This window comes from Buttiauxella sp. AC038 (assembly GCF_979253565.1).
On the sequence record NZ_CEEDCQ010000001.1, the window covers coordinates 4136421 to 4158276 of the forward strand.

Here is a 21856-nt window from a genome sequence, read left to right on the forward strand (position 1 = left end):
GCCTTTTTTATGCCACCGTAAAGCCAAGCATCATGCCGGTGTCTTCATGTTCCAGCAGATGGCAGTGCGCCATATACGCCTGCTCTTTAGAAGCCGCATGATCGAACTTCACTAACACTTCACTGCGCCCACCTTCTACTCGAACCGTATCTTTCCAGCCCTGACGATGGGCCGCTACCGGTTGGCCATTTTCACTCAGAATGCGGAACTGCGTACCATGAATATGGAATGGGTGAAGCATCATGTCGCCCTCACCGGAAATCGTCCATTTCTCATATTTGCCTTTTTCGGCAGCAAACACTGGCGTGTTCATATCAAATGCTTTGCCGTTAATCTTATTGGCATTGTGGAAATCGAAGCCCTGCTTGCCGTGGTTCATTCCGCCATGGTTCATCTTCCCATGATCCATCTGGCCCATATTACCCATGTTGCCATGTCCGGCCATGTTCATACCCGCCATTGCCTGCTGACCATATTTGTCCATCAGCGCCTGCATCCCCATCATATCTAGCATCGGGTCCATCATCAGTTGCAGCCAGCGCTCGGTGATCCCTTCAATATTTGGCACAGCCGGTACGGTAACCAGTGTGTCTGGCATTTCGCCGGACGCCGCAATAATCAGTGGTTGAATGTGCACTACGGGCTGGGGTTTGTCGAAAGGCTCAACCGTCATACCCATTTGTTTGACTGGCAGCGTGACGATATCAAACGCCTTACCGTCACTCGTATCCACCAGCACTTCGAAACGCTCGCCCATCAACAGAGGGAGTTCAGTGACTTTCACTGGTTCCGTGAGTAAGCCACCATCACTGGCTATCACGTACAGCGGGCGGTTATCGCTAGCCGCTATATTGAGCGAACGCGCATTACAACCATTGAGCAAACGCAAACGCAACCAACCACGTGGGTTTGCATGCTGAGGATAAACCACGCCATTGCACAGCAGAGTGTCACCAAACCAGCCGACTGCGGCACTCATCACATCTAGCTGATAATCAATTTGCCCATCGGCAGCAAAGCGTTTGTCTTGAATAATCAGCGGAACATCATCGATGCCCCACTGTTTTGGTAAGCGTAGCGCGCGACTTTCTTTATCATCGATTAATACCAACCCTGCGAGTCCCATCGCAACCTGATGGCCTGTTTTGCCATGCTGATGTGGGTGGAACCAACAAGTTGCAGCGCGTTGTTGTGGCGTAAATTTCACGGAGCGTTTACCACCTGCGGCAATTACGCCTTGTGGCCCACCGTCAACATCACCGGGAACTTCTAAACCATGCCAGTGAACCGTGGTTTCTTCTGTGAGGTTATTATTAATCTCAACGGTGACCTCTTCGCCCTGAGTCAGTTGCAAAGCAGGACCTAGCAAGTTGCCGTTATAGCCCCAGGTAGTGGCAGTTTTTCCATTGAATGTGCTTTTGCCCGCTTGCACAGCTAAACGAATGCTATTCTTTGCATCAGGGGCGAGAATTTCGGGGATCGGTAGTGCTGGTCTATCAGCGGCCAGTGCCGCTTTACTCCAGAGCGGTAAGGCGCTAAACGCACCAATGGCAGCAGAATATTTTAGAAAATCACGGCGATGCATATTCAATTCCTTTAGGTTGCAGGCGTGCCATTAAGCATAAACCCTGCCCTTACAGGAAGGTCAAGTTTAGAGCAGATAATAATTCTCGTCGTGTCTCATTTAACTGTGTTAACGTTTCGTATCTGATAAAAAGTGGTAGATGTGATGAAGATGGGAGTTAGGGCGTTAATGCTGGGTTTGTTGCTGGCTTTTTCCACCAGCAGTCAGGCACTTAGCGAGTCTGAAGCAGAAGATATGGCCGATCTTACTGCGGTATTTGTGTTCCTGAAAAATGATTGTGGCTACCAAAACCTGCCTAACGGACAAATTCGCCGCGCATTGGTCTTTTTTGCCCAGCAAAACCAGTGGGATTTGAGCAACTACGACACCTTCAACATGAAGGCGCTTGGCGAAGATAGCTATCGTGATTTAAGCGGTATTGCCATTCCAACTGCCAAGAAATGCAAATCCCTTGCCCGGGACTCGCTCAGCTTGCTCGCCTACGTGAAATAGCCCGAACTTCCACAACCCTTTGCGGAAAGTTATGCCGTCCCAAAAGTCTTCACCCAGGCTTTTGGGACACTGCTTTAATAACAAGTCATCGGTTCTGTGCGATAAACTCTCGGTATGCGTTTACAACCTGCAGAAAATCCTCAACGCCGCAGAATGACAAACTCTCTTCATCGTAGTAGTTCATCCCTTCTTCCATTTCATCACCTGAAATTTCCAGCTGATTGGCGCGAATCATCACTTCTTCACCATCGAGCAACACTGTGTATTCATGCCCGACACGTTGCCACTGGCGCTCGCTACCTTTCACTGAATTTGCCGCTTCTTCTACTTCATCAAGCAGGCCGAGATTATCTTTCACTTCTTCGTTAAACCAATGGCCCACCACTTCATGACCCATCGACATACGCACTTTCACCAAACCGGTGACATCACGCAAAAATTCATATTCCATGGTGTTTTCCTCTACCCTGCCTGGGGAAATGCAGTACCCCTTAGCGTATAAGGTAATTATCGCAGCAAAGTCGGCGAAAAACAGCGTTCAGGTCCGCGCGTGGCAAATAAAAAGGGAGGCCTAAGCCTCCCTTGTCGCAGATTGGGTAAATGTTATACCGCAGTCTGGAAAATCACGCCGTCTGCCTTCTCGGTGTACTGAGAAAGTTTGTCGAAGTTCAGGTAACGGTAAGTATCTACCGCAGTCTTATCGACTTGCGCCATAAAGGTCTGGTACTCGTCAGGCGTTGGCAGTTTGCCCAGCAGTGAAGCCACTGCGGCCAGTTCTGCAGAAGCCAGGAATACGTTCGCACCGGTCCCTAAACGGTTAGGGAAGTTACGGGTAGACGTTGAAACCACGGTTGAACCGTCTGCTACACGCGCCTGGTTACCCATGCACAGTGAACAGCCTGGGATTTCGATACGCGCACCGCTCTTACCAAATACACTGTAGTAGCCTTCTTCAGTCAACTGAGCGGCATCCATACGCGTTGGTGGTGCAACCCATAGACGAGTCGGCAACTGGCCTTTGTGGCTATCGAGCAGTTTACCTGCCGCACGGAAGTGGCCGATGTTGGTCATGCAAGAACCGATAAATACTTCATCGATTTTCTCGCCAGCTACATCAGACAGCAGACGCGCGTCGTCAGGATCGTTTGGTGCACAAAGGATTGGCTCTTTGATATCGTTCAGATCGATTTCGATGATCTCTGCGTATTCCGCATCGGCATCGGCTTCCAGCAACTGAGGATCGGCCAGCCATTTTTCCATGCCCTGGATACGGCGCTCAAGCGTACGACGATCGCCGTAACCTTCTGCGATCATCCACTTCAGCAACACAATGTTAGAGCTCAGATATTCTTCGATCGGCTCGCGATCCAACTTGATGGTACAACCAGCAGCTGAACGCTCAGCGGAAGCATCGGTCAGCTCAAACGCTTGCTCTACTTTCAGAGTTGGCAGGCCTTCGATTTCCAGGATGCGGCCAGAGAAGATGTTTTTCTTACCTTTCTTCTCAACAGTCAGCAGGCCCTGTTTAATCGCATACAGCGGGATGGCGTGAACCAGGTCGCGCAGAGTGATACCCGGCTGCATTTTACCTTTAAAGCGCACCAGCACCGATTCAGGCATATCCAGTGGCATCACGCCAGTTGCCGCAGCAAACGCCACCAGACCAGAACCCGCCGGGAATGAAATACCGATTGGGAAACGAGTATGGGAATCACCGCCAGTACCGACGGTATCCGGCAGCAGCATACGGTTCAGCCATGAGTGGATAACACCATCACCCGGACGCAGCGACACGCCGCCACGGTTCATGATGAAGTCAGGCAGTGTGTGGTGAGTATTCACATCCACCGGCTTTGGATAAGCCGCAGTGTGGCAGAAGGACTGCATCACCAGGTCAGCAGAGAAGCCCAGGCACGCCAGGTCTTTAAGCTCATCACGGGTCATTGGACCGGTGGTGTCCTGAGAACCCACAGAAGTCATTTTTGGTTCGCAGTACTGATTTGGGCGAATACCGTCCACGCCGCAGGCACGGCCAACCATTTTCTGCGCCAGAGAGAAGCCGCGAGTACTGGCGACAACATCTTTCGCCTGAACAAACACTTCGCTGCGTGGCAGATCCAGCGCTTCACGCGCTTTCGTCGTCAGACCGCGGCCAATGATCAACGGAATACGACCGCCAGCACGAACTTCGTCGAGCAGCACGTCAGTTTTCAGCTCGAAGTTTGCGATAACTTCGTTGGTTTCGTGGTTACGCACTTCGCCTTTGTACGGATAGATGTCGATAACATCGCCCATGTTCAGGTCGTTTACGTCAACTTCGATTGGCAGCGCACCCGCATCTTCCATAGTGTTAAAGAAGATTGGCGCGATTTTGCCACCGAGCACCACACCGCCGCCGCGCTTGTTCGGCACGTTCGGGATGTCATCACCCATGAACCACAGCACTGAGTTAGTCGCAGATTTACGCGAAGAACCGGTACCTACAACGTCGCCCACGTAAGCCAGCGGGAAACCTTTTTGGTTTAACGCTTCAATCTGTTTGATCGGGCCAACACTACCAGGTTGATCGGGCTCGATACCTTCACGGGCGTTTTTCAGCATCGCTAAAGCGTGCAGAGGGATATCCGGGCGTGACCAGGCATCTGGTGCCGGAGACAGGTCATCGGTGTTCGTTTCACCGGTAACTTTAAATACGGTAACGGTGATTTTCTCAGCCAGTTTCGGGCGAGAGAGGAACCACTCAGCATCAGCCCAGGATTTCAGCACTTTTTGTGCGTGGGTGTTGCCCGCTTTTGCTTTTTCTTCCACATCGTAGAAGTTATCAAACATCAGCAGCGTGTGGGACAGGGCTTTAGCGGCAATAGCTGCCAGCTTTTCGTTATCCAGCGCGTCAATCAGAGGGTGAATATTGTAGCCACCTTGCATGGTGCCAAGCAGTTCTACAGCTTTCTCTGGGGAGATTAACGGGGAGGTAGCCTCACCTTTAGTGAGGGCAGCCAGGAAACCGGCTTTAACGTAGGCGGCTTCATCAACGCCTGGCGGAACACGATTGGTAATAAGATCTAAAAGGAATTCTTCTTCACCCGCTGGCGGGGATTTCAGCAGCTCGACCAGTGCGGCCATTTGGGATGCTTCTAAAGGTTTTGGAACAATCCCATCTGCAGCACGTTCGGCTACGTGCTTACGGTATTCTTCTAGCACGACGGTTCTCCTCGCTCTCATTGTCATTTCGGTTCCGGCTATTATCTTCACGCTCCTGTGAGACAGCAGTTTGTAGGGTAAATGCCCGGTACCGCGACGGGCAGCATAGCAGGATTTTCAGGGGGGTGAATGTGTTTACAAAAAAGCAACATTAAATACTTGCTGAATCGTTAAGGGCAAAACATTACTTTTCGATATGACCGTCTGGCCTCGTTTTAATTGATGATTAGCCGGTTCTGGGAGGCGTTTTTTCAGCTTATTTTTCGAGAGAGTTACCCTGCAAATGCAAAAAAGTGCTGATGTTAAGAAAACCATCAGCACCGATATGCATTTAATAAAAATTGGCAATAAAGGACGTATTAAAGCTGCTCGCCGTTAGACTTAATCACCTTCTGATACCAGGCGAAAGATTTCTTCTGGCTGCGTTCCAATGTTCCATTACCTTCGTTATCTTTATCAACATAGATAAAGCCGTAACGTTTTTTCATCTCGCCGGTTCCCGCAGAAACCAGGTCGATGCATCCCCATGGGGTGTAACCCATCAAGTCAACGCCGTCTTCAACCACCGCTTTTTTCATCTCGGCGATATGAGCAGACATATAGTCGATGCGGTACTGATCATCCACCACGCCATCGCTTCCCTGAACATCAATCGCTCCAAAGCCGTTTTCAACGATAAACAGCGGCAGTTGATAATGATCCCAGAACCAGTTCAGTGAGTAGCGAAGCCCTACCGGATCAATCTGCCAACCCCAGTCTGATTTTTGGACATATGGGTTAGAGACCAGGCTCTTAGATTCATCGTAATCAAGTTGCAGGTTATCGTCCGTGGCTTTGGTGGCAAACGACATATAATAGCTAAAGCCGATGTAATCGACGCAGCCCTGCTCCAGAACGGCGAGATCTTCGCGGGTAATATCCAGCTCGAAGCCACGGCGTTCAAAGTAATTCAACAGATGTTGTGGATACTTGCCACGGACGTGCACGTCGGTAAACCAGTAACGGCGGTGCATGGCGTTCATCGCCATCATCATATCGTTAGGCGCACAGCTCAACGGGTAGATTGGGCACATCGCGATCATGCAGCCAACCAGCAGATCGGGGTTGATCTCACGCGCCGCTTTCACGGCCAAAGCGCTGGCGACCAGTTCATAATGCGCAGCCTGGAACATCACCGGCTCACGATCTTCACCCGCTTCATACTTCAGGCCAGAGTTGGTAAACGGCGCAAAGTCTTCGTGGAAGTTAGCCTGGTTGTTGATCTCGTTAAAGGTCATCCAGTATTTCACTTTGTGCTGGTAACGAGTGAATACCACTTTGGCAAAACGCACGAAGAAGTCGATAAGCTTACGATTACGCCAGCCACCGTACTCGGTAACCAAATGGTAAGGCATCTCGAAATGCGACAAAGTGATAACCGGCTCGATACCGTGCTTCAGGCACTCATCGAACAAATCATCATAAAATTGCAGACCTGCTTCATTAGGCTCCAACTCATCACCTAGCGGAAAGATACGCGTCCAGGCAATTGAGGTGCGGAAACATTTAAAGCCCATATCGGCAAACAGTTGAATATCTTCTTTATAACGATGGTAAAAATCTATCGCTTCATGATTAGGATAATTTTTGCCCGGCAACACACCTTCAGTAATTTCGCGTGGAACACCATGAGCACCAGCGGTCATGACATCGGCAACGCTTATTCCCTTTCCACCTTCTTTCCAGCCGCCTTCCAACTGATGAGCTGCAACCGCACCACCCCACAGAAATCCATCTTTAAATCCGGACATATTCTTTCCCTCAATTAGAGATCGCGAGTGTGCGACCGGTATTGCTGATTGAAATGGTAGACCGCGCCGATAAGTCCGGCGTCGTTGCCATGGCTGACGGTATCGACATACTCGCCTATCGAAAACCAGGCTAGATGTTCACGAAGCAGCGCAAGAAACCCGGGGCGTTCAACAATGCCGCCACCCACCAAAATCTTTTGCGGATCGAATAAATTGACGAGGTTATAGAGACCTGTACCAATGCCGTTAAAAAACTCTGTAACCAGACGCTGACACACAACGTCACCTGCGTCATAACGCTCGAAGACCTCTTCTCCGGTGACCTCTTCTAGCGACTTACCTGCGTAATCAGCGTAATACTGACGCAGAACTCGCATGGTGCAGGTTGCGTTCATTGTGTAGTGGGGAACATCGCGTGGGCCTGCACGTTCGGTGAGCATATAACCGAACTCTCCCGCCCTAAAACGCGCCCCATGTACCAGTTGGTTATTGCAAAAAATTGCGCCACCGATTCCGGTTCCGATAGTCAGTACTAGAAAGTTAGCCATCTCCGCCGCCTTGCCCTGCCAGCGTTCAGCCAGCAACACACAGTTAGCGTCATTTTCAATAGCAACAGGAAGCTGGGTTTGTTCTTCAAGCCACGCTTTGATAGCGAAATTATCAAACTTGCGAATAGCACCGCCCATCTCGATAAAACCGGTGTGCGGGTTTACATAGCCCGGAGCGCTGATAGCTATGCCTTCGCATTCTGGACGGGCCGCAATCCATGTAAGAATCGCCTGCAAAATTTGTTCACCGTCACTGTCGCTAATCGGCTGCTTTCCCTTCTCCAGAATTTTTCCGTCAGAGGTAATTACCCCCATTTTCAGCGCCGTACCACCGATATCAAATGCTGCAATCTTCATGCGGTTCTTTCCTTCAGAATTACTCGGTAAACAGAGGGAAAATAACTGTTCTAATTCATTTTTTATTATCGAACGTGATGACTAAAACAATCTTAATGAACCATGAGTTCAATTAGCAAGTTGTGGCCCACAAGCATTTAAACCTCTTTTGAACCTGTTAAAAAAGCCAAGACACAAGAAGTTAGAGGCTGCTGCTAAATAAACATCACAACATGTGCATTTATTTTGGGTTTTCTGAACAACTTTTTTGCCGGGAAGTGTGATCGATGACCGGAATTAACGCCCCGTATCAGGATCATTTTTCCGATTGGGTCATCTTCCGAGGTAAGAAATACTTCACCTGAAATTCGAACACGTTCGTGTAGAGAATCGAATAATCTATGGGGTTGTTACTCTCATCGATAGATTGCGTCTCCATTTTAATAATGGGATCACGAATGCTGATATGAAGCATTTTGGCTATTTCTGGGGAAGGAAGCACCGGTTGGAAGGACTCATAGCAGCCCTGAATGACGACGTTACATTCGTCCTCAATGTATGAAAATTTTGATTTCTTCATGTGATTAACCGTCAAGTCAGGAAAGCGATTGACGGAAAGCCAGGTTTCCTCAAGCTGCATAGGCACGTTATCAATGTGGCGTAGCCGCTTTGAGTAATAAACCGGTTCACCCGCAGTCAGTTGCAAGCGGATGGCTATTTCCTCTGATGCCGCCTGTAACTCAAACCTCAGCACCTGGCTGGTTGGTTTTTTCCCTTCGCTCCTGGCAATTTCAGTGAAGCTGTCCAGATGGGTCACGAATGCCTGGAAATGCTTATTGCGTAAATAGGTTCCTGAGCCATGTCTACGCTCAATCAATTCCTCGTCTTCCAGTACTTTTAGCGCTTTTCTCAACGTGTTACGCGAGACATTACACGACTCCGCCAGCTCCTTTTCCGAGGGGAGAATATCGCCAATGTTGTAAGTAGGGCTGCTAATTTTGTTTTTGAGTAAGTTAACGACATCTTTGTAAACCACTTTTGAACCTCCGCAATCCATTTTAAATCAGTAAGTTATATTCTTTTCCGTGCTGGAGCCATTCATACGTTCATTTTTATCGGTTTTTTTAAACAACTCAGCCGTTACTAACTGTGATCAAAATTGCAGATGCCTGGTTAGATATTCATTAAGTTACCCTGCATCTGAACATCAACATATATTGAGAAGGTAAAAATGAAAAATATATTATTGGTTTGTGCTGCTGGAATGTCCACGAGCATGCTCGTAAAACGTATGAAAGAACATGCTGTAGCGGGAAATATTGAAGTCAATATTAACGCACTGGCAATTTCTGAAGCAAAAGACAGAATAAAGAAAAATGAAGCGGATATCGTGCTACTGGGACCACAGGTACGCTTTCAGAAAAGTGAAATAGAAGAAATTACTCAAGGGAAAATACCTGTCGCCGTCATTGATATGAAACACTACGGGCAAATGGATGGGAAAACCGTATTAGACAATGCGTTAATGCTGCTTGCCAGTCATTAACCTTTAATATCCCAGGTCATTAGTGCACGAGCCATAATTTAATTCCGGTGTAAGTTGCCGGCATTTTCTATTGTTAAGATGGTGACTGCAATGATTTCCTGAAATTCGACTCAGCATTATTTATATACCTTAACTCTCAATATACCCATACAACCACAAGGGACTCGTCATGAGTTTAATGGATAACTTTGAACGCGGCATGGAAAAAATCCTTGTCCCTGTCGCGATCAAATTAAATTCTCAGATACATATCTCTGCTATTCGCGATGCCTTTATTCTGTCATTTCCTATCGTCATGGCAAGCTCGCTTATTGTATTAATCAACTTTGCCATTCTCTCGCCGGATGGTTTTATCGCCTCTATTTTACATTTGGGTATCATTTTCCCGAATTTAGCAGAAGCACAAAAAATATTTTCTCCGGTAATGAATGGTTCGGTCAACATCATGTCCATCATGATTGCCTTCCTGGTTGCGCGTAATATAGCGATAAATTATCAGCAAGACGATTTGCTCTGCGGGCTGACGGCAATTGGTGCTTTCTTTGTCGTTTACACGCCTTACCAAATGGTGGGCGGCCAGGCTTATTTAACGACCCAGTATTTAGGGCCACAGGGACTTTTTGTTGCCATTATTGTCGCCATGCTGACCAGCGAAATTTTTTGCCGGCTTTCGCGCAACCCTAGAATCACCATTACGATGCCTGATGCTGTTCCACCAGCCGTGGCACGTTCTTTTAAAGTACTGATCCCGATTTTCTGTGTCATGATTTTCTTCTCAATCGTTAACTACTGCCTGACGAAGATATCGCCAAACGGCCTGAATGAGCTTATTTACACACTCATTCAGGCACCACTGAAAAACATGGGTACCAATATTTTTGCAGTATTAATACTTGGTGTAGTGGCGAACTTCCTGTGGGTATTGGGTATCCACGGCCCTAATACTGTTGCAGCTATCCGTGAAACTATCTTCTCTGAAGCCAATCTTGAAAACTTATCATTTGCCGCATCTAACGGCACGACCTGGGGAGCACCTTACCCAATTACCTGGGGTGGCATAAACGATGCCTTTGCCAACTATGGTGGCTCAGGTATGACACTGGGCTTGCTGTTAGCAATATTTATTGCCTCACGCCGCGCCGATTATCGCGATATGGCAAAAATGGCCTTCGTTCCTGGACTATTTAATATTAACGAGCCTATTATTTTTGGCCTGCCGGTGGTTCTGAACCCAATATTAATAATCCCGTTTATTACAGTGCCTTTTGTTAACTCTTTAGTTGGCTACTTCTTCGTTACCATGGAGATTATTCCGCCGATTGCTTATGCCGTTCCCTGGACAACCCCCGGCCCATTAATTGCATTTTTCGGGACGGGAGGAAATTGGCTAGCGCTCTTTGTGGGAATATTGTGCCTGGCTATTTCAACATTAATTTACTTACCTTTCGTTATTGCCGCTAACAAAGTCAACGCCACACAAGCAGCACAATAATTATAGTTTGATTCACCCTTCTTCAGTCGCCCCTGACTGAAGGAGAATAATAATTATATTTAGAGGTGTCACATGTATTCAAGACCATTGAAGGTTAGCTTATTATCTTTATCAATACTTCTGGCTTTATCCTCATCAAATTCTCTGGCGGCTAAATTAACAGTTGAGCAGCGCCTCGAACTTCTTGAGAATCAATTATTAGAAAACAGAGCTGAATTAAATAAAACACAGAAGGAATTAGCTACATATAAAAATAAAGTGGTGAGTTTAGAAAAAAACACTCCACCACAAACCGCTCAGGCAACTCAAACCGAGTTATCACCGGCAGCAGATAATATTACCAATGAGAATAAACCGGTGGGTGATATTTCAGCTCCAACTTCATTGAAAGCAACACAGAAAGTGGCTGTGATAAGTCATGAAGGTGGAAAAACCAGCGTTGAAAGCGTCACACTGAAAGATATCAGTAAATTTATTAAAGATGATATCGGCTTTAGTTACCAGGGTTACTTCCGCTCAGGCTGGGCGGCGTCCAACCATGGCTCGGCACAAACCTATGCAGCGGGATCTCTGGGGCGTTTTGGTAACGAGATGAGCGGCTGGTTCGATTTAACCCTGAATCAGCGGGTCTATAACCAGGATGGCAGAACGGCCAACGCGATTGTCACCTACGATGGTAACGTCGGTGAGCAATACAATGATGCCTGGTTCGGTGACAGCGATAATGAAAATATTATGCAGTTCAGCGATATTTTCCTGACCACCCGAGGCTTCCTTCCTTTTGCACAAGAAGCCGACTTTTGGGTAGGCAAGCATAAACTGCCAGAGTACGAAATCCAGATGCTCGACTGGAAAACATTAACCACCGATGTTGCCGCAGCCGTAGGTATCCAAAACTGGGATCTGGGGCCAGGACAACTCGATGCTTCCGTAAGTCGTAATGACGTAGATGTTTATTCGCGTGATTTCAGCCACACGACGCAGATGAACACCAATTCCGTGGACTTACGTTATCGTAATATCCCTCTCTGGCAGGATGGCTCACTCTCACTGATGGGCAAATATGCATTTGCCAATAAAACAGATGACCAGAAAACCAACGAAGACAATGGTTCCTTCTTTAAACTGGAGGATACCTGGATGACGACCGCCATTGTTCGCCAGAATCTGCCTCGCGATGCCTTTAATGAGTTCACACTTCAGGTCGCCAACAACTCTTATGCCAGCAGCTTTGCCAACTTCTCCGGAGCCAGCAACTCTATGGCAGCCGGACGTTATTACTATGGCGACCATTCTGACGGGATCGCCTGGCGTCTGATTTCACAGGGCGAAATGTACCTGGCAGACAAAATCATCATGGCGAACGCGTTAGTCTGGGCACATGGCGAAGATATCTACAGCTATGAGAGCGGTGCCCATAGCGATTTCAACAGCCTTCGCGCTGTTATTCGCCCTGCATGGATTTGGGATACCTGGAATCAGACCGGTGTGGAATTAAGCTGGTTTGCCCAGAAAAATAAAACTGAACAAGGCGTTAATCTGAAAGAGTCAGGTTTTAAAACAACGCTTTACCACGCGCTGAAGGTTGGGCCAAGTTTGCTAGGCTCACGTCCGGAGATTCGTTTTTACGGAACCTACCTTAATATCCTGGATAACGAGCTTTCGCAGTTCAAGTTTAATGACAACAGCAACAATGAGTTTATGGCTGGGGTTCAGGCAGAAGTTTGGTGGTAATGATTCCGAAGATATCGTGAAGTAACACAGGGCGTAGGTGCGTAAATACCTAAGCCCTTTTTTACACAGTCGCCACAGTCCCCTACAAACACCCTCGCAATGCGCATTCAGCGCAGCTCGAAATAATATTTCACGCTTTCGAGCAACATTTCCGGCAAGAATCACCGTTTAAGTCAAAAATTAAACTATCAGCTCCATATACTCGCCAGAAACCGCCGCGTACCGGCATAACTCTCTACTTCTGAATACCAGGAGAAGTTAAATGAAGTTGCCCTTCAAGCCTCATATTCTTGCCCTCATATGCAGCGCCGGAATTTTAGCGGCATCTGGTCTTCTGTATGTAAAAAGTCAGACGACGAGTGAACCGACGCCTGCAGCTCAGACTGCACAACCAGCTCCAGCAGCCCCAGTAACACCAACTGCTCCAGCTCCGACCGCGACACCAGCGCCTGCGGCAACTACCGCAGCAGTCGCACCACCAACTTACACTACGGCACAACTCGACCAATGGGTTGCACCAATTGCGCTCTATCCTGACCAACTTTTATCACAAGTCTTGATGGCGTCGACGTATCCCGCAAACGTAGTGCAGGCGGTGCAATGGTCCCGTGATAATCCGAAGCAACAAGGTGACGCCGCCATCCAGGCTGTCGCCAACCAGCCGTGGGACCCGAGTGTAAAATCTCTCGTTGCCTTCCCTCCGCTATTGGCTCTGATGGGTGAAAACCCGGAATGGGTGCAAAATCTGGGGGATGCATTTTTAGCGCAGCCTAAAGATGTGATGGATTCAGTGCAGAAATTACGTTTGCTGGCACAACAAACCGGCTCATTGAAAACCACTCCACAGCAAACAGTTACTACTGCGCCAGTCACGGTTAACCAAAATACGACGGTGGCAGCGCCTGCCAGTAGCAGCTCATCTTCATCCAAAACCGTGGCAGCGGCACCAGCAGAAACAGTGATTAAAATCGAGCCGACAGATCCGCAAGTGGTTTATGTTCCGAGCTATAACCCATCGACGGTATACGGTACCTGGCCAAACACGGCGTATCCACCGACCTATCTTCCGCCCCCTCCGGGAGAACAGTTCGGCAACAGTTTTGTCAATGGTCTGGGATTCAGCCTGGGTATTGCCACTACTTACGCTCTGTTTAGTAACCTGGACTGGGATGATGACGATTATCACCATGACTACCATGGTGGCGGCGGGTATGAGCGCAACGGCGACAATAACATCAACATTGACGTCAATAAGTTCAACCGAATTTCCGGGCAAAATCTACAAGGTCGTAATGTGGGCTGGCAGCATAACCCGACTTATCGCAATGGCGTTCCTTATAACAACAGTAACGTTGCCCAACGCTACCATCAGACCAACGTCGCAGGTGGTTTAAGTGCTACGCAAAGAAGCGCGCCCGTTAACCGTGATGCCCAGCGGCAAGCCGCAGCCACACAGTTACAGCAAAACAAAGGCAGAATTGATGCGGCAGCTCCGCAGTTGGCTTCCCGCGATACACAACGTAAGGCTTCATCGCAACAATTGAACCAGATAGCCCAACGCAACAATTACCGCGGTTATGATTCGCAAAATACGGATTCTCGCCGCAATGCAGCGAAACAACAGTTCAATCAATCCACCACTCAACAACGTCGGGACACCGCTAAAACTCAGTTGCATAACCCAACAGCGCAACAGCAGCAGCGTCGCGACAATGTGAAAACGCAAGAGCACCGTCAGACGTCACAACAGCAGCAACAGCGACGTGAGACAGTTCAGCAACATCGTAGCAGTAGCAATCTGAGCCAGACGCATCGCACAGCATCCACACGCCCAAATGCATTTAGCGGTAATGATAGCCGCTCCCCTTCCTGGCAGGCGCAAAACCAGCGTGGACAACAAAGTTTGAATCGATCATCGGCAAACCGCGAACAACGGAGCGGGTCCAGAGAACGTAGCTCGGGTAGCCGTGAAATTCATCGCCGTTAATAAGGAGGCATCATGAAAAATCGTATGAAGTTAAGTGCATTAGTAATGCTTATGCTGCCTGCTTTTGTTCAGGCCCAACAGCAATTCACCACTCCTGAACTTGCGGCAAACTCGTTTGCCAATGCCGTGATAAGCCAAGATGAAGCCGCGCTGACCGAAGTACTGGGCGATAACTGGCGTCACTATCTGCCGGATGAAAAAGCCGACCCGGAAGCTGTCGCCCGTTTTATTCGCGACTGGAAAGTGAGTCATAACATCGAGGAAAAAGGTGAAACGGCCCATTTAAACGTCGGGCAGGAAAACTGGCAGTTGCCGATCCCTATCGTGAAAACTGAAGCTGGCTGGCATTTCGATATGAAACGCGCCGCAGATGAAATACACACGCGTACCGTCGGCCTTAACGAACTATCCGCAATTCAGGCGATAAATGCCTATGTAGCGGCACAGCAAGATTACTATCAGCTCGACCAACAATACGCGCAGAAGTTTGTCAGCAGCGAAGGTAAGAAAGATGGCTTGTACTGGCCGGCGACACCCGGTGAAGAGCCAAGCCCACTCGGCCCAAGCTTCAGCCCTGAGCAACCTGGTATGGGTTATCACGGTTATCATTTCCGCATTCTGACCGCGCAGGGGGCTCAGGCTCCGGGCGGCGAAAAGAACTATATAACTGACGGGAAAATGGCTGATGGCTTTGCGTTAGTCGCCTGGCCTGTTGAATATGGCGAAACGGGGGTGACCACCTTTATGGTGAATAACCAGGGGCTGGTGTATCAGAAGGATTTGGGCGAGCAGACGGCTGAAAAAGTGAAAGAGATAACACAGTTCAACCCGGATGAAAGCTGGCAGCAAGAGCAGCAATGACCCAATAAAAAAAGCGGCCTAAGCCGCTTTTTTCTTTACCATCAAGCGATTACTTCTTCTTCGCTTTCGGGTTTGGCAGATCGGTGATGCTACCTTCGAAGATCTCAGCAGCCAGACCTACAGACTCGTGCAGAGTCGGGTGCGCGTGGATGGTCAGCGCGATGTCTTCTGCGTCACAACCCATTTCGATAGCCAGACCGATTTCGCCCAACAGCTCGCCGCCGTTAGTACCGACAATCGCACCACCGATAACACGGTGAGTTTCTTTGTCGAAAATCAGTTTGGTCATACCGTCTGCGCAATCAGAAGCGATAGCACGGCCAGAAGCAGCCCACGGGAAGGTGGCGGTTTCGTAGCTGATGCCTTTCTCTTTCGCTTCTTTCTCGGTCAAACCAACCCATGCAACTTCTGGCTCAGTGTACGCGATAGAAGGAATCACTTTCGGGTCGAAGTAGTGCTTCATGCCAGCGATAACTTCAGCGGCAACGTGGCCTTCGTGAACACCTTTGTGAGCAAGCATTGGCTGGCCGACGATATCGCCGATAGCGTAGATGTGCGGCACGTTAGTGCGCATTTGCTTGTCAGTACGGATGAAGCCACGGTCATCAACTTCAACGCCAGCAGCACCAGCATCCAGCAGCTTACCGTTAGGTACGCGGCCGATAGCAACCAGAACCGCGTCGTAACGCTGTGGTTCAGCTGGAGCTTTTTTGCCTTCCATGGTGACGTAGATGCCATCTTCTTTGGCTTCAACTGCAGTCACTTTGGTTTCCAGCATCAGGTTGAACTGCTTGCTGATACGTTTGGTGAAGACTTTAACCACGTCTTTGTCAGCTGCTGGGATAACCTGGTCGAACATTTCAACCACGTCAATCTCTGAACCCAGCGCATGGTACACAGTACCCATTTCCAGACCGATGATACCGCCACCCATAACCAGCATGCGTTTTGGTACGGCTTTCAGTTCCAGTGCGTCGGTAGAATCCCATACGCGTGGATCTTCATGCGGAATGAAAGGCAGCTGAATCGGACGAGAACCCGCCGCGATAATTGCGTTATCAAAAGTGATAGTCGTTGGACCATTTTCACCTTCAACAACCAGGGTGTTAGCGCCGGTAAATTTACCCAGGCCAGTCACCACTTTAACTTTACGACCTTTTGCCATACCGGACAGGCCACCAGTCAACTGGTTGATAACCTTTTCTTTCCAGGTACGAATTTTGTCGATGTCAGTTTTCGGCTCGCCGAAAACGATGCCGTGCTCAGCCAAAGCTTTTGCTTCTTCGATAACTTTAGCAACGTGCAGCAAGGCTTTAGAAGGGATACAGCCAACGTTCAGACAAACACCACCAAGGGTGCTGTAACGCTCGACAATGATGGTCTCCAGACCTAAATCAGCGCAACGGAATGCAGCAGAATAACCTGCCGGGCCTGCCCCAAGTACGACGACCTGAGTTTTGATTTCAGTACTCATCATGACCTCTTTATTATTCTCCGCCTGCAGTCTACAAAATTGTTAACAATTTTGAAACAAAAATGGCAAGCGAATTGTCCTTTGCATCAGATAATCTCGAACTACATCACGAGATTACCAGAAAAAAGCCGACCGCAAGGCCGGCTTTTTGGCTTACATCACCAGGCGGCGAATGTCGGCCAGCGTGTTGTTGATGATGGTGATAAAGCGCGCACCATCAGCACCGTCGATCACACGGTGGTCGAAGGAAAGAGACATTGGCATCATCAGACGCGGAGTGAACTCTTTACCATTCCAGACTGGCTCGATAGCAGACTTGGAGACGCCAAGGATTGCCACTTCTGGCGCGTTAACGATTGGCGCGAAGTGAGTCGTCCCGATACCGCCCAGGCTTGAGATAGTGAAGCAACCGCCCTGCATTTCGCCAGCAGTCAGCTTGCCATCGCGAGCTTTCTTAGAAATAGCCATCAGTTCGCGAGACAGCTCGCTAATGCTCTTCTTGTTCACGTCTTTAAAGACGGGAACAACCAGACCGTTTGGCGTATCAACCGCAACACCGACGTTGATGTATTTTTTCAGCGTCAGCTTCTGACCGTCTTCGGACAGGGAGCTGTTGAAGCGTGGCATTTGCTCAAGAGCAGCTGCAACCGCTTTCATGATGAACACTACAGGAGTGAACTTCACGTCCAGCTTGCGCTTGGCCGCTTCGTCATTCTGCTGCTTACGGAATGCTTCCAGATCGGTGATATCAGTTTTGTCGAAGTGCGTAACGTGCGGGATCATCACCCAGTTACGGCTCAGGTTAGCACCAGAGATTTTCTGGATACGGCCCAGTTCCACTTCTTCGATTTCACCGAACTTGCTGAAATCAATTTTCGGCCATGGCAGCATGCCTGGCAGACCGCCGCCAGTTGCCGCAGCCGGTGCAGTTTCTGCACGCTTAACAGCATCTTTCACGTAAGCCTGAACGTCTTCGCGCAGGATACGACCTTTACGGCCAGTCCCTTTCACTTTCGCCAGGTTCACACCGAACTCACGCGCCAGACGGCGAATCAGTGGAGTTGCATGAACGTATGCGTCGTTTTCAGCGAATTCAGTTTTACCGGAAGCCTGCGCTGGTGCCGCAGTTGGTTTCTGAGCTGCCGCCGCAGGAGCCGGAGCTGCTGCTTCTTGCTTAGCGGCTGGAGCAGGCGCTGCGCCTTCCACTTCAAAGACCATAATCAGAGAACCGGTAGACACTTTGTCGCCAGTATTGATTTTGATCTCTTTAACCACACCCGCGAACGGAGCCGGGACTTCCATAGAGGCTTTGTCGCCTTCTACGGTGATCAGTGATTGTTCAGCAGCAACTTTGTCGCCCACTTTAACCATCACTTCAGTCACTTCAACTTCGTCACCGCCGATGTCTGGGACATTGACTTCTTTAGAGCCAGAAGCCGCAGGTGCAGCAGCCGGAGCCGCTTCAGCTTTAGTTTCTGTTGCAGCCGGTGCAGCACCTGCCACTTCAAAGACCATAATCAAAGAACCGGTAGACACTTTGTCGCCAGTGTTGATTTTGATTTCTTTTACAACGCCTGCGAACGGTGCCGGGACCTCCATAGAAGCTTTGTCACCTTCAACGGTGATAAGAGATTGCTCTGCTTCTACTTTGTCGCCCACTTTAACCATGATCTCGGTAACTTCTACTTCGTCACCGCCGATGTCTGGCACGTTCACTTCTTTGGCGCTCGCGGCTGCCGGAGCCGCTGCTGGCGCTGCTTCTTTCTTCTCTTCAGCCGGAGCTGGTGCAGCTTGCGCTGCACCTTCGGCGGATTCGAAAATCATAACCAGTTTGCCGGTTTCAACTTTGTCACCAACCGCAACTTTGATCTCTTTGACCACACCTGCTTGCGGAGAAGGGACTTCCATTGAAGCCTTGTCACCTTCCACGGAGATGATGGACTGGTCAACTTCAACCTTGTCGCCCACTTTCACCATGATTTCGGTAACTTCAACTTCGTCTGCACCGATGTCCGGTACTTTGATTTCGATAGCCATTTTATTCTTTACCTCTTATGCCAGACGCGGGTTGACTTTATCAGCATCGATGTTGAATTTGATGATAGCGTCAGCTACCACTTTCTTATCGATTTCGCCACGTTTAGCCAGTTCGCCAAGTGCTGCAACAACCACATAAGATGCGTCCACTTCGAAGTGGTGACGCAGGTTTTCGCGGCTGTCAGAGCGACCGAAGCCATCAGTACCCAGTACGCGGTAATCGCTTGCTGGGATGAAGTTACGGATCTGCTCAGCGAACAGTTTCATATAGTCAGTAGATGCCACTGCTGGTGCATCGCTCAGTACCTGAGCAACGTACGGTACACGTGGTTCTGCCGTTGGGTGCAACATGTTCCAGCGCTCACAGTCCTGGCCATCACGAGCCAGTTCGGTGAAGGAAGTTACGCTGAACACGTCAGAGCCAACGCCGTAATCTTTAGCCAGGATCTGAGCTGCTTCACGTACGTGACGCAGGATGGAACCCGAGCCCATCAGCTGAACTTTACCTTTGCTACCTTCAACTGTTTCCAGTTTGTAGATACCTTTACGGATGCCTTCTTCCGCGCCTTCTGGCATGGCTGGCATGTGGTAGTTTTCGTTCAGCGTAGTGATGTAGTAGTAAATGTTCTCTTGTGCTTCACCGTACATACGTACCAGGCCGTCATGCATGATGACTGCAACTTCGTAAGCGTAAGATGGATCGTAAGAGATACAGTTAGGGATTGTCAGAGACTGAATATGGCTGTGGCCATCTTCGTGCTGCAAACCTTCACCGTTCAGAGTTGTACGACCAGAAGTCCCGCCGACCAGGAAGCCACGTGCCTGTTGGTCACCCGCTGCCCAGCACAGGTCGCCAATACGTTGGAAACCGAACATGGAGTAGTAGATGTAGAACGGGATCATTGGCAGATCGTTGGTGCTGTAAGAGGTCGCAGCAGCCAGCCAGGAAGAACCTGCGCCCAGCTCGTTGATACCTTCTTGCAGGATCTGGCCTTTCTCGTCTTCTTTATAGTAAGCAACCTGCTCACGGTCCTGCGGGGTGTACTGCTGGCCGTTCGGGCTGTAAATACCAATCTGACGGAACAGACCTTCCATACCGAAAGTACGCGCTTCATCGGCAATGATTGGAACCAGACGGTCTTTGATAGACGGGTTCTTCAGCATTACGTTCAGGGCACGAACGAAAGCGATAGTGGTGGAAATTTCTTTGTTCTGCTCTTCTAACAGAGAGCTGAAGTCAGCCAGTGTTGGCAGTTCCAGTTTCTCGGTGAATTTTGGCAGGCGCGTCGGCAGGTAGCCGTTCAGTTTTTCACGCTGGCCATGCAGATATTTGTACTCTTCGCTGCCTTCTTCGAACTTGATGTAAGGCAGTTTTTCGATTTCCGCATCGGTCACTGGAACATTGAAACGGTCACGTACATAACGCACGCCATCCATGTTCATTTTCTTAACCTGGTGCGCGATGTTTTTACCTTCGGCAGTTTCACCCATGCCATAACCTTTAACGGTATGAGCAAGGATTACAGTTGCTTTGCCTTTGGTTTCTTGTGCATTTCGCAGTGCAGCATAGATTTTCTTCGGATCGTGGCCGCCACGGTTCAGTGCCCAAATCTCATCGTCGGACATATCTTTAACCAGTGCAGCAGTTTCTGGATAACGACCGAAGAAGTGCTCACGTACGTAAGCGCCGTTTTTGGATTTGAAGGTCTGATAGTCGCCGTCAACGGTTTCGCCCATCAGCTGCAGCAGCTTACCGCTGGTATCTTTACGCAGCAGTTCGTCCCAACGAGAGCCCCAAATCACTTTGATAACGTTCCAGCCAGCACCCGCGAAGATACCTTCCAGTTCGTTAATGATTTTGCCGTTACCGGTTACTGGGCCATCCAGACGCTGGAGGTTACAGTTGATGATGAAGCACAGGTTGTCCAGTTTTTCACGGGTAGCGATGGTGATCGCACCTTTAGATTCTGGCTCATCCATCTCACCGTCGCCCAGGAACGCGTAAACGCGCTGTGCGGAGGTGTCTTTCAGACCACGGTGTTCCAGGTATTTCTGGAATTTAGCCTGATAGATTGCACCGATTGGACCCAGACCCATAGATACGGTCGGGAACTGCCAGAATTCAGGCATCAATTTAGGGTGCGGATAAGAGGACAGACCATTACCGTGAACTTCCTGACGGAAATTGTTCATCTGGTCTTCAGTCAGGCGGCCTTCAAGGAAAGCACGTGCATATACGCCTGGGGAGATGTGGCCCTGGAAGTACACCAGATCGCCGCCATCTTTCGCATTGCGTGCGCGGAAGAAGTGGTTGAAACACACGTCATACACGGTTGCAGAGGACTGGAAAGAGGACATATGGCCGCCCAGATCGAGGTCTTTTTTAGACGCTCGCAGGACAGTCATAATGGCGTTCCAACGGATAGCAGAACGAATACGGCGTTCCAGCTCCAGATTCCCCGGGTATTCCGGTTCATCTTCAACGGCGATGGAGTTTACGTACTGACGGGCAGCAGAACCTTCTGCAACTTTTACTCCGCCTTTACGGGCTTCGCTCAGTAACTGATCAATCAGGTACTGTGCGCGCTCAACACCTTCTTCACGGATGACCGATTCGATCGCCTGTTGCCAGTCGCGAGTTTCGATCGGATCCACGTCATTTGGGAAACGTTCTGACATGGGTGGTATTCCTTATCTGTGTCTAATACGTTGATTTTCTGGAACCTGTCCCATTGTATTTTCCTTGGAAAAACACAATAAGACAGGTTCTGCG

15 protein-coding genes are annotated in these 21856 nt (G+C 49.3%); 6 read left to right on the forward strand and 9 right to left on the reverse strand.

Translation table 11 applies throughout. From position 1 onward, the window contains the following. Positions 1-7: 7 nt before the first annotated feature. Positions 8-1585, reverse strand: coding sequence for a multicopper oxidase CueO (gene cueO, locus AC0IXI_RS19635; RefSeq protein WP_471682965.1), 1578 nt, complete (start codon positions 1583-1585; stop codon positions 8-10). A gap of 144 nt (positions 1586-1729) precedes the next feature. Here cueO and AC0IXI_RS19640 point away from each other — a divergent pair, with 144 nt between their 5' ends. Beyond that, positions 1730-2077 carry a YacC family pilotin-like protein gene (locus AC0IXI_RS19640; RefSeq protein WP_134187024.1) on the forward strand — a complete coding sequence of 116 codons (348 nt, stop codon included), beginning with the start codon at positions 1730-1732 and terminating at the stop codon, positions 2075-2077. A gap of 85 nt (positions 2078-2162) precedes the next feature. Here AC0IXI_RS19640 and yacL read toward each other — a convergent pair whose 3' ends face one another. From yacL to AC0IXI_RS19665, 5 genes are all read right to left on the reverse strand, one after another. After that, positions 2163-2528, reverse strand: a complete 366-nt coding sequence (yacL, locus tag AC0IXI_RS19645; protein WP_064516256.1) for a protein YacL — start codon at positions 2526-2528, stop codon at positions 2163-2165. 152 nt (positions 2529-2680) lie between these two features. After that, positions 2681-5278: a bifunctional aconitate hydratase 2/2-methylisocitrate dehydratase gene (gene acnB / locus AC0IXI_RS19650; RefSeq protein WP_471682966.1), complete on the reverse strand. Its 2598-nt coding sequence runs from the start codon at positions 5276-5278 to the stop codon at positions 2681-2683. 359 nt (positions 5279-5637) lie between these two features. After that, complete coding sequence (locus tag AC0IXI_RS19655) at positions 5638-7068, reverse strand: 6-phospho-beta-glucosidase (RefSeq protein ID WP_424221715.1); 1431 nt, start codon at positions 7066-7068, stop codon at positions 5638-5640. A 14-nt stretch (positions 7069-7082) separates the two neighbouring features. Next, complete coding sequence (gene bglK, locus AC0IXI_RS19660; RefSeq protein WP_424221716.1) at positions 7083-7973, reverse strand: beta-glucoside kinase BglK; 891 nt, start codon at positions 7971-7973, stop codon at positions 7083-7085. A 295-nt stretch (positions 7974-8268) separates the two neighbouring features. After that, positions 8269-8988 carry a GntR family transcriptional regulator gene (locus tag AC0IXI_RS19665; protein WP_424221717.1) on the reverse strand — a complete coding sequence of 240 codons (720 nt, stop codon included), beginning with the start codon at positions 8986-8988 and terminating at the stop codon, positions 8269-8271. Positions 8989-9183: 195 nt separating this feature from the next. On the opposite strand from AC0IXI_RS19665, the gene AC0IXI_RS19670 reads away from it, so the two are divergent. The 5 genes from AC0IXI_RS19670 (at position 9184) to AC0IXI_RS19690 (ending at position 15572) form a co-directional block, all read left to right on the forward strand. Next, positions 9184-9498 (forward strand): PTS sugar transporter subunit IIB, encoded by a 315-nt coding sequence (locus AC0IXI_RS19670; protein WP_064516248.1) that lies wholly within the window; start codon positions 9184-9186, stop codon positions 9496-9498. Positions 9499-9667: 169 nt separating this feature from the next. Further along, entirely contained in the window at positions 9668-10990 is a 1323-nt protein-coding gene (locus AC0IXI_RS19675) for a PTS sugar transporter subunit IIC (RefSeq protein WP_424221718.1), read from the forward strand. Between the two features lie 72 nt (positions 10991-11062). Next, complete coding sequence (locus AC0IXI_RS19680; RefSeq protein WP_471682967.1) at positions 11063-12724, forward strand: carbohydrate porin; 1662 nt, start codon at positions 11063-11065, stop codon at positions 12722-12724. Positions 12725-12986: 262 nt separating this feature from the next. Beyond that, the gene (locus AC0IXI_RS19685) at positions 12987-14711 is read left to right on the forward strand and encodes a DUF3300 domain-containing protein (protein WP_413499472.1); all 1725 of its coding nucleotides are present in this window, start codon (positions 12987-12989) and stop codon (positions 14709-14711) included. Positions 14712-14723: 12 nt separating this feature from the next. After that, positions 14724-15572, forward strand: a complete 849-nt coding sequence (locus AC0IXI_RS19690; RefSeq protein WP_471682968.1) for a DUF2950 domain-containing protein — start codon at positions 14724-14726, stop codon at positions 15570-15572. Between the two features lie 49 nt (positions 15573-15621). Here the strand turns inward: AC0IXI_RS19690 and lpdA are convergent, their stop codons facing one another. The 3 genes from lpdA to aceE all read right to left on the reverse strand — a co-directional run bounded on the left by lpdA (position 15622) and on the right by aceE (position 21762). Continuing rightward, complete coding sequence (lpdA, locus tag AC0IXI_RS19695; RefSeq protein ID WP_034460910.1) at positions 15622-17046, reverse strand: dihydrolipoyl dehydrogenase; 1425 nt, start codon at positions 17044-17046, stop codon at positions 15622-15624. A 153-nt stretch (positions 17047-17199) separates the two neighbouring features. Next, positions 17200-19083 (reverse strand): pyruvate dehydrogenase complex dihydrolipoyllysine-residue acetyltransferase, encoded by a 1884-nt coding sequence (gene aceF, locus AC0IXI_RS19700; RefSeq protein ID WP_471682969.1) that lies wholly within the window; start codon positions 19081-19083, stop codon positions 17200-17202. Between the two features lie 15 nt (positions 19084-19098). Then, complete coding sequence (gene aceE, locus AC0IXI_RS19705; protein WP_422569187.1) at positions 19099-21762, reverse strand: pyruvate dehydrogenase (acetyl-transferring), homodimeric type; 2664 nt, start codon at positions 21760-21762, stop codon at positions 19099-19101. Positions 21763-21856: the final 94 nt, after the last annotated feature.

Coding starts and splice junctions, on each gene's coding strand:
- AC0IXI_RS19680 (WP_471682967.1), top strand. CDS start 11,063: ATGTATTCAAGACCATTGAAGGTTAGCTTATTATCTTTATCAATACTT.
- AC0IXI_RS19685 (WP_413499472.1), top strand. CDS start 12,987: ATGAAGTTGCCCTTCAAGCCTCATATTCTTGCCCTCATATGCAGCGCC.
- cueO (WP_471682965.1), bottom strand. CDS start 1,585: ATGCATCGCCGTGATTTTCTAAAATATTCTGCTGCCATTGGTGCGTTT.
- aceF (WP_471682969.1), bottom strand. CDS start 19,083: ATGGCTATCGAAATCAAAGTACCGGACATCGGTGCAGACGAAGTTGAA.
- AC0IXI_RS19675 (WP_424221718.1), top strand. CDS start 9,668: ATGAGTTTAATGGATAACTTTGAACGCGGCATGGAAAAAATCCTTGTC.
- aceE (WP_422569187.1), bottom strand. CDS start 21,762: ATGTCAGAACGTTTCCCAAATGACGTGGATCCGATCGAAACTCGCGAC.
- bglK (WP_424221716.1), bottom strand. CDS start 7,973: ATGAAGATTGCAGCATTTGATATCGGTGGTACGGCGCTGAAAATGGGG.
- AC0IXI_RS19670 (WP_064516248.1), top strand. CDS start 9,184: ATGAAAAATATATTATTGGTTTGTGCTGCTGGAATGTCCACGAGCATG.
- yacL (WP_064516256.1), bottom strand. CDS start 2,528: ATGGAATATGAATTTTTGCGTGATGTCACCGGTTTGGTGAAAGTGCGT.
- AC0IXI_RS19690 (WP_471682968.1), top strand. CDS start 14,724: ATGAAAAATCGTATGAAGTTAAGTGCATTAGTAATGCTTATGCTGCCT.
- lpdA (WP_034460910.1), bottom strand. CDS start 17,046: ATGAGTACTGAAATCAAAACTCAGGTCGTCGTACTTGGGGCAGGCCCG.
- AC0IXI_RS19640 (WP_134187024.1), top strand. CDS start 1,730: ATGAAGATGGGAGTTAGGGCGTTAATGCTGGGTTTGTTGCTGGCTTTT.
- AC0IXI_RS19655 (WP_424221715.1), bottom strand. CDS start 7,068: ATGTCCGGATTTAAAGATGGATTTCTGTGGGGTGGTGCGGTTGCAGCT.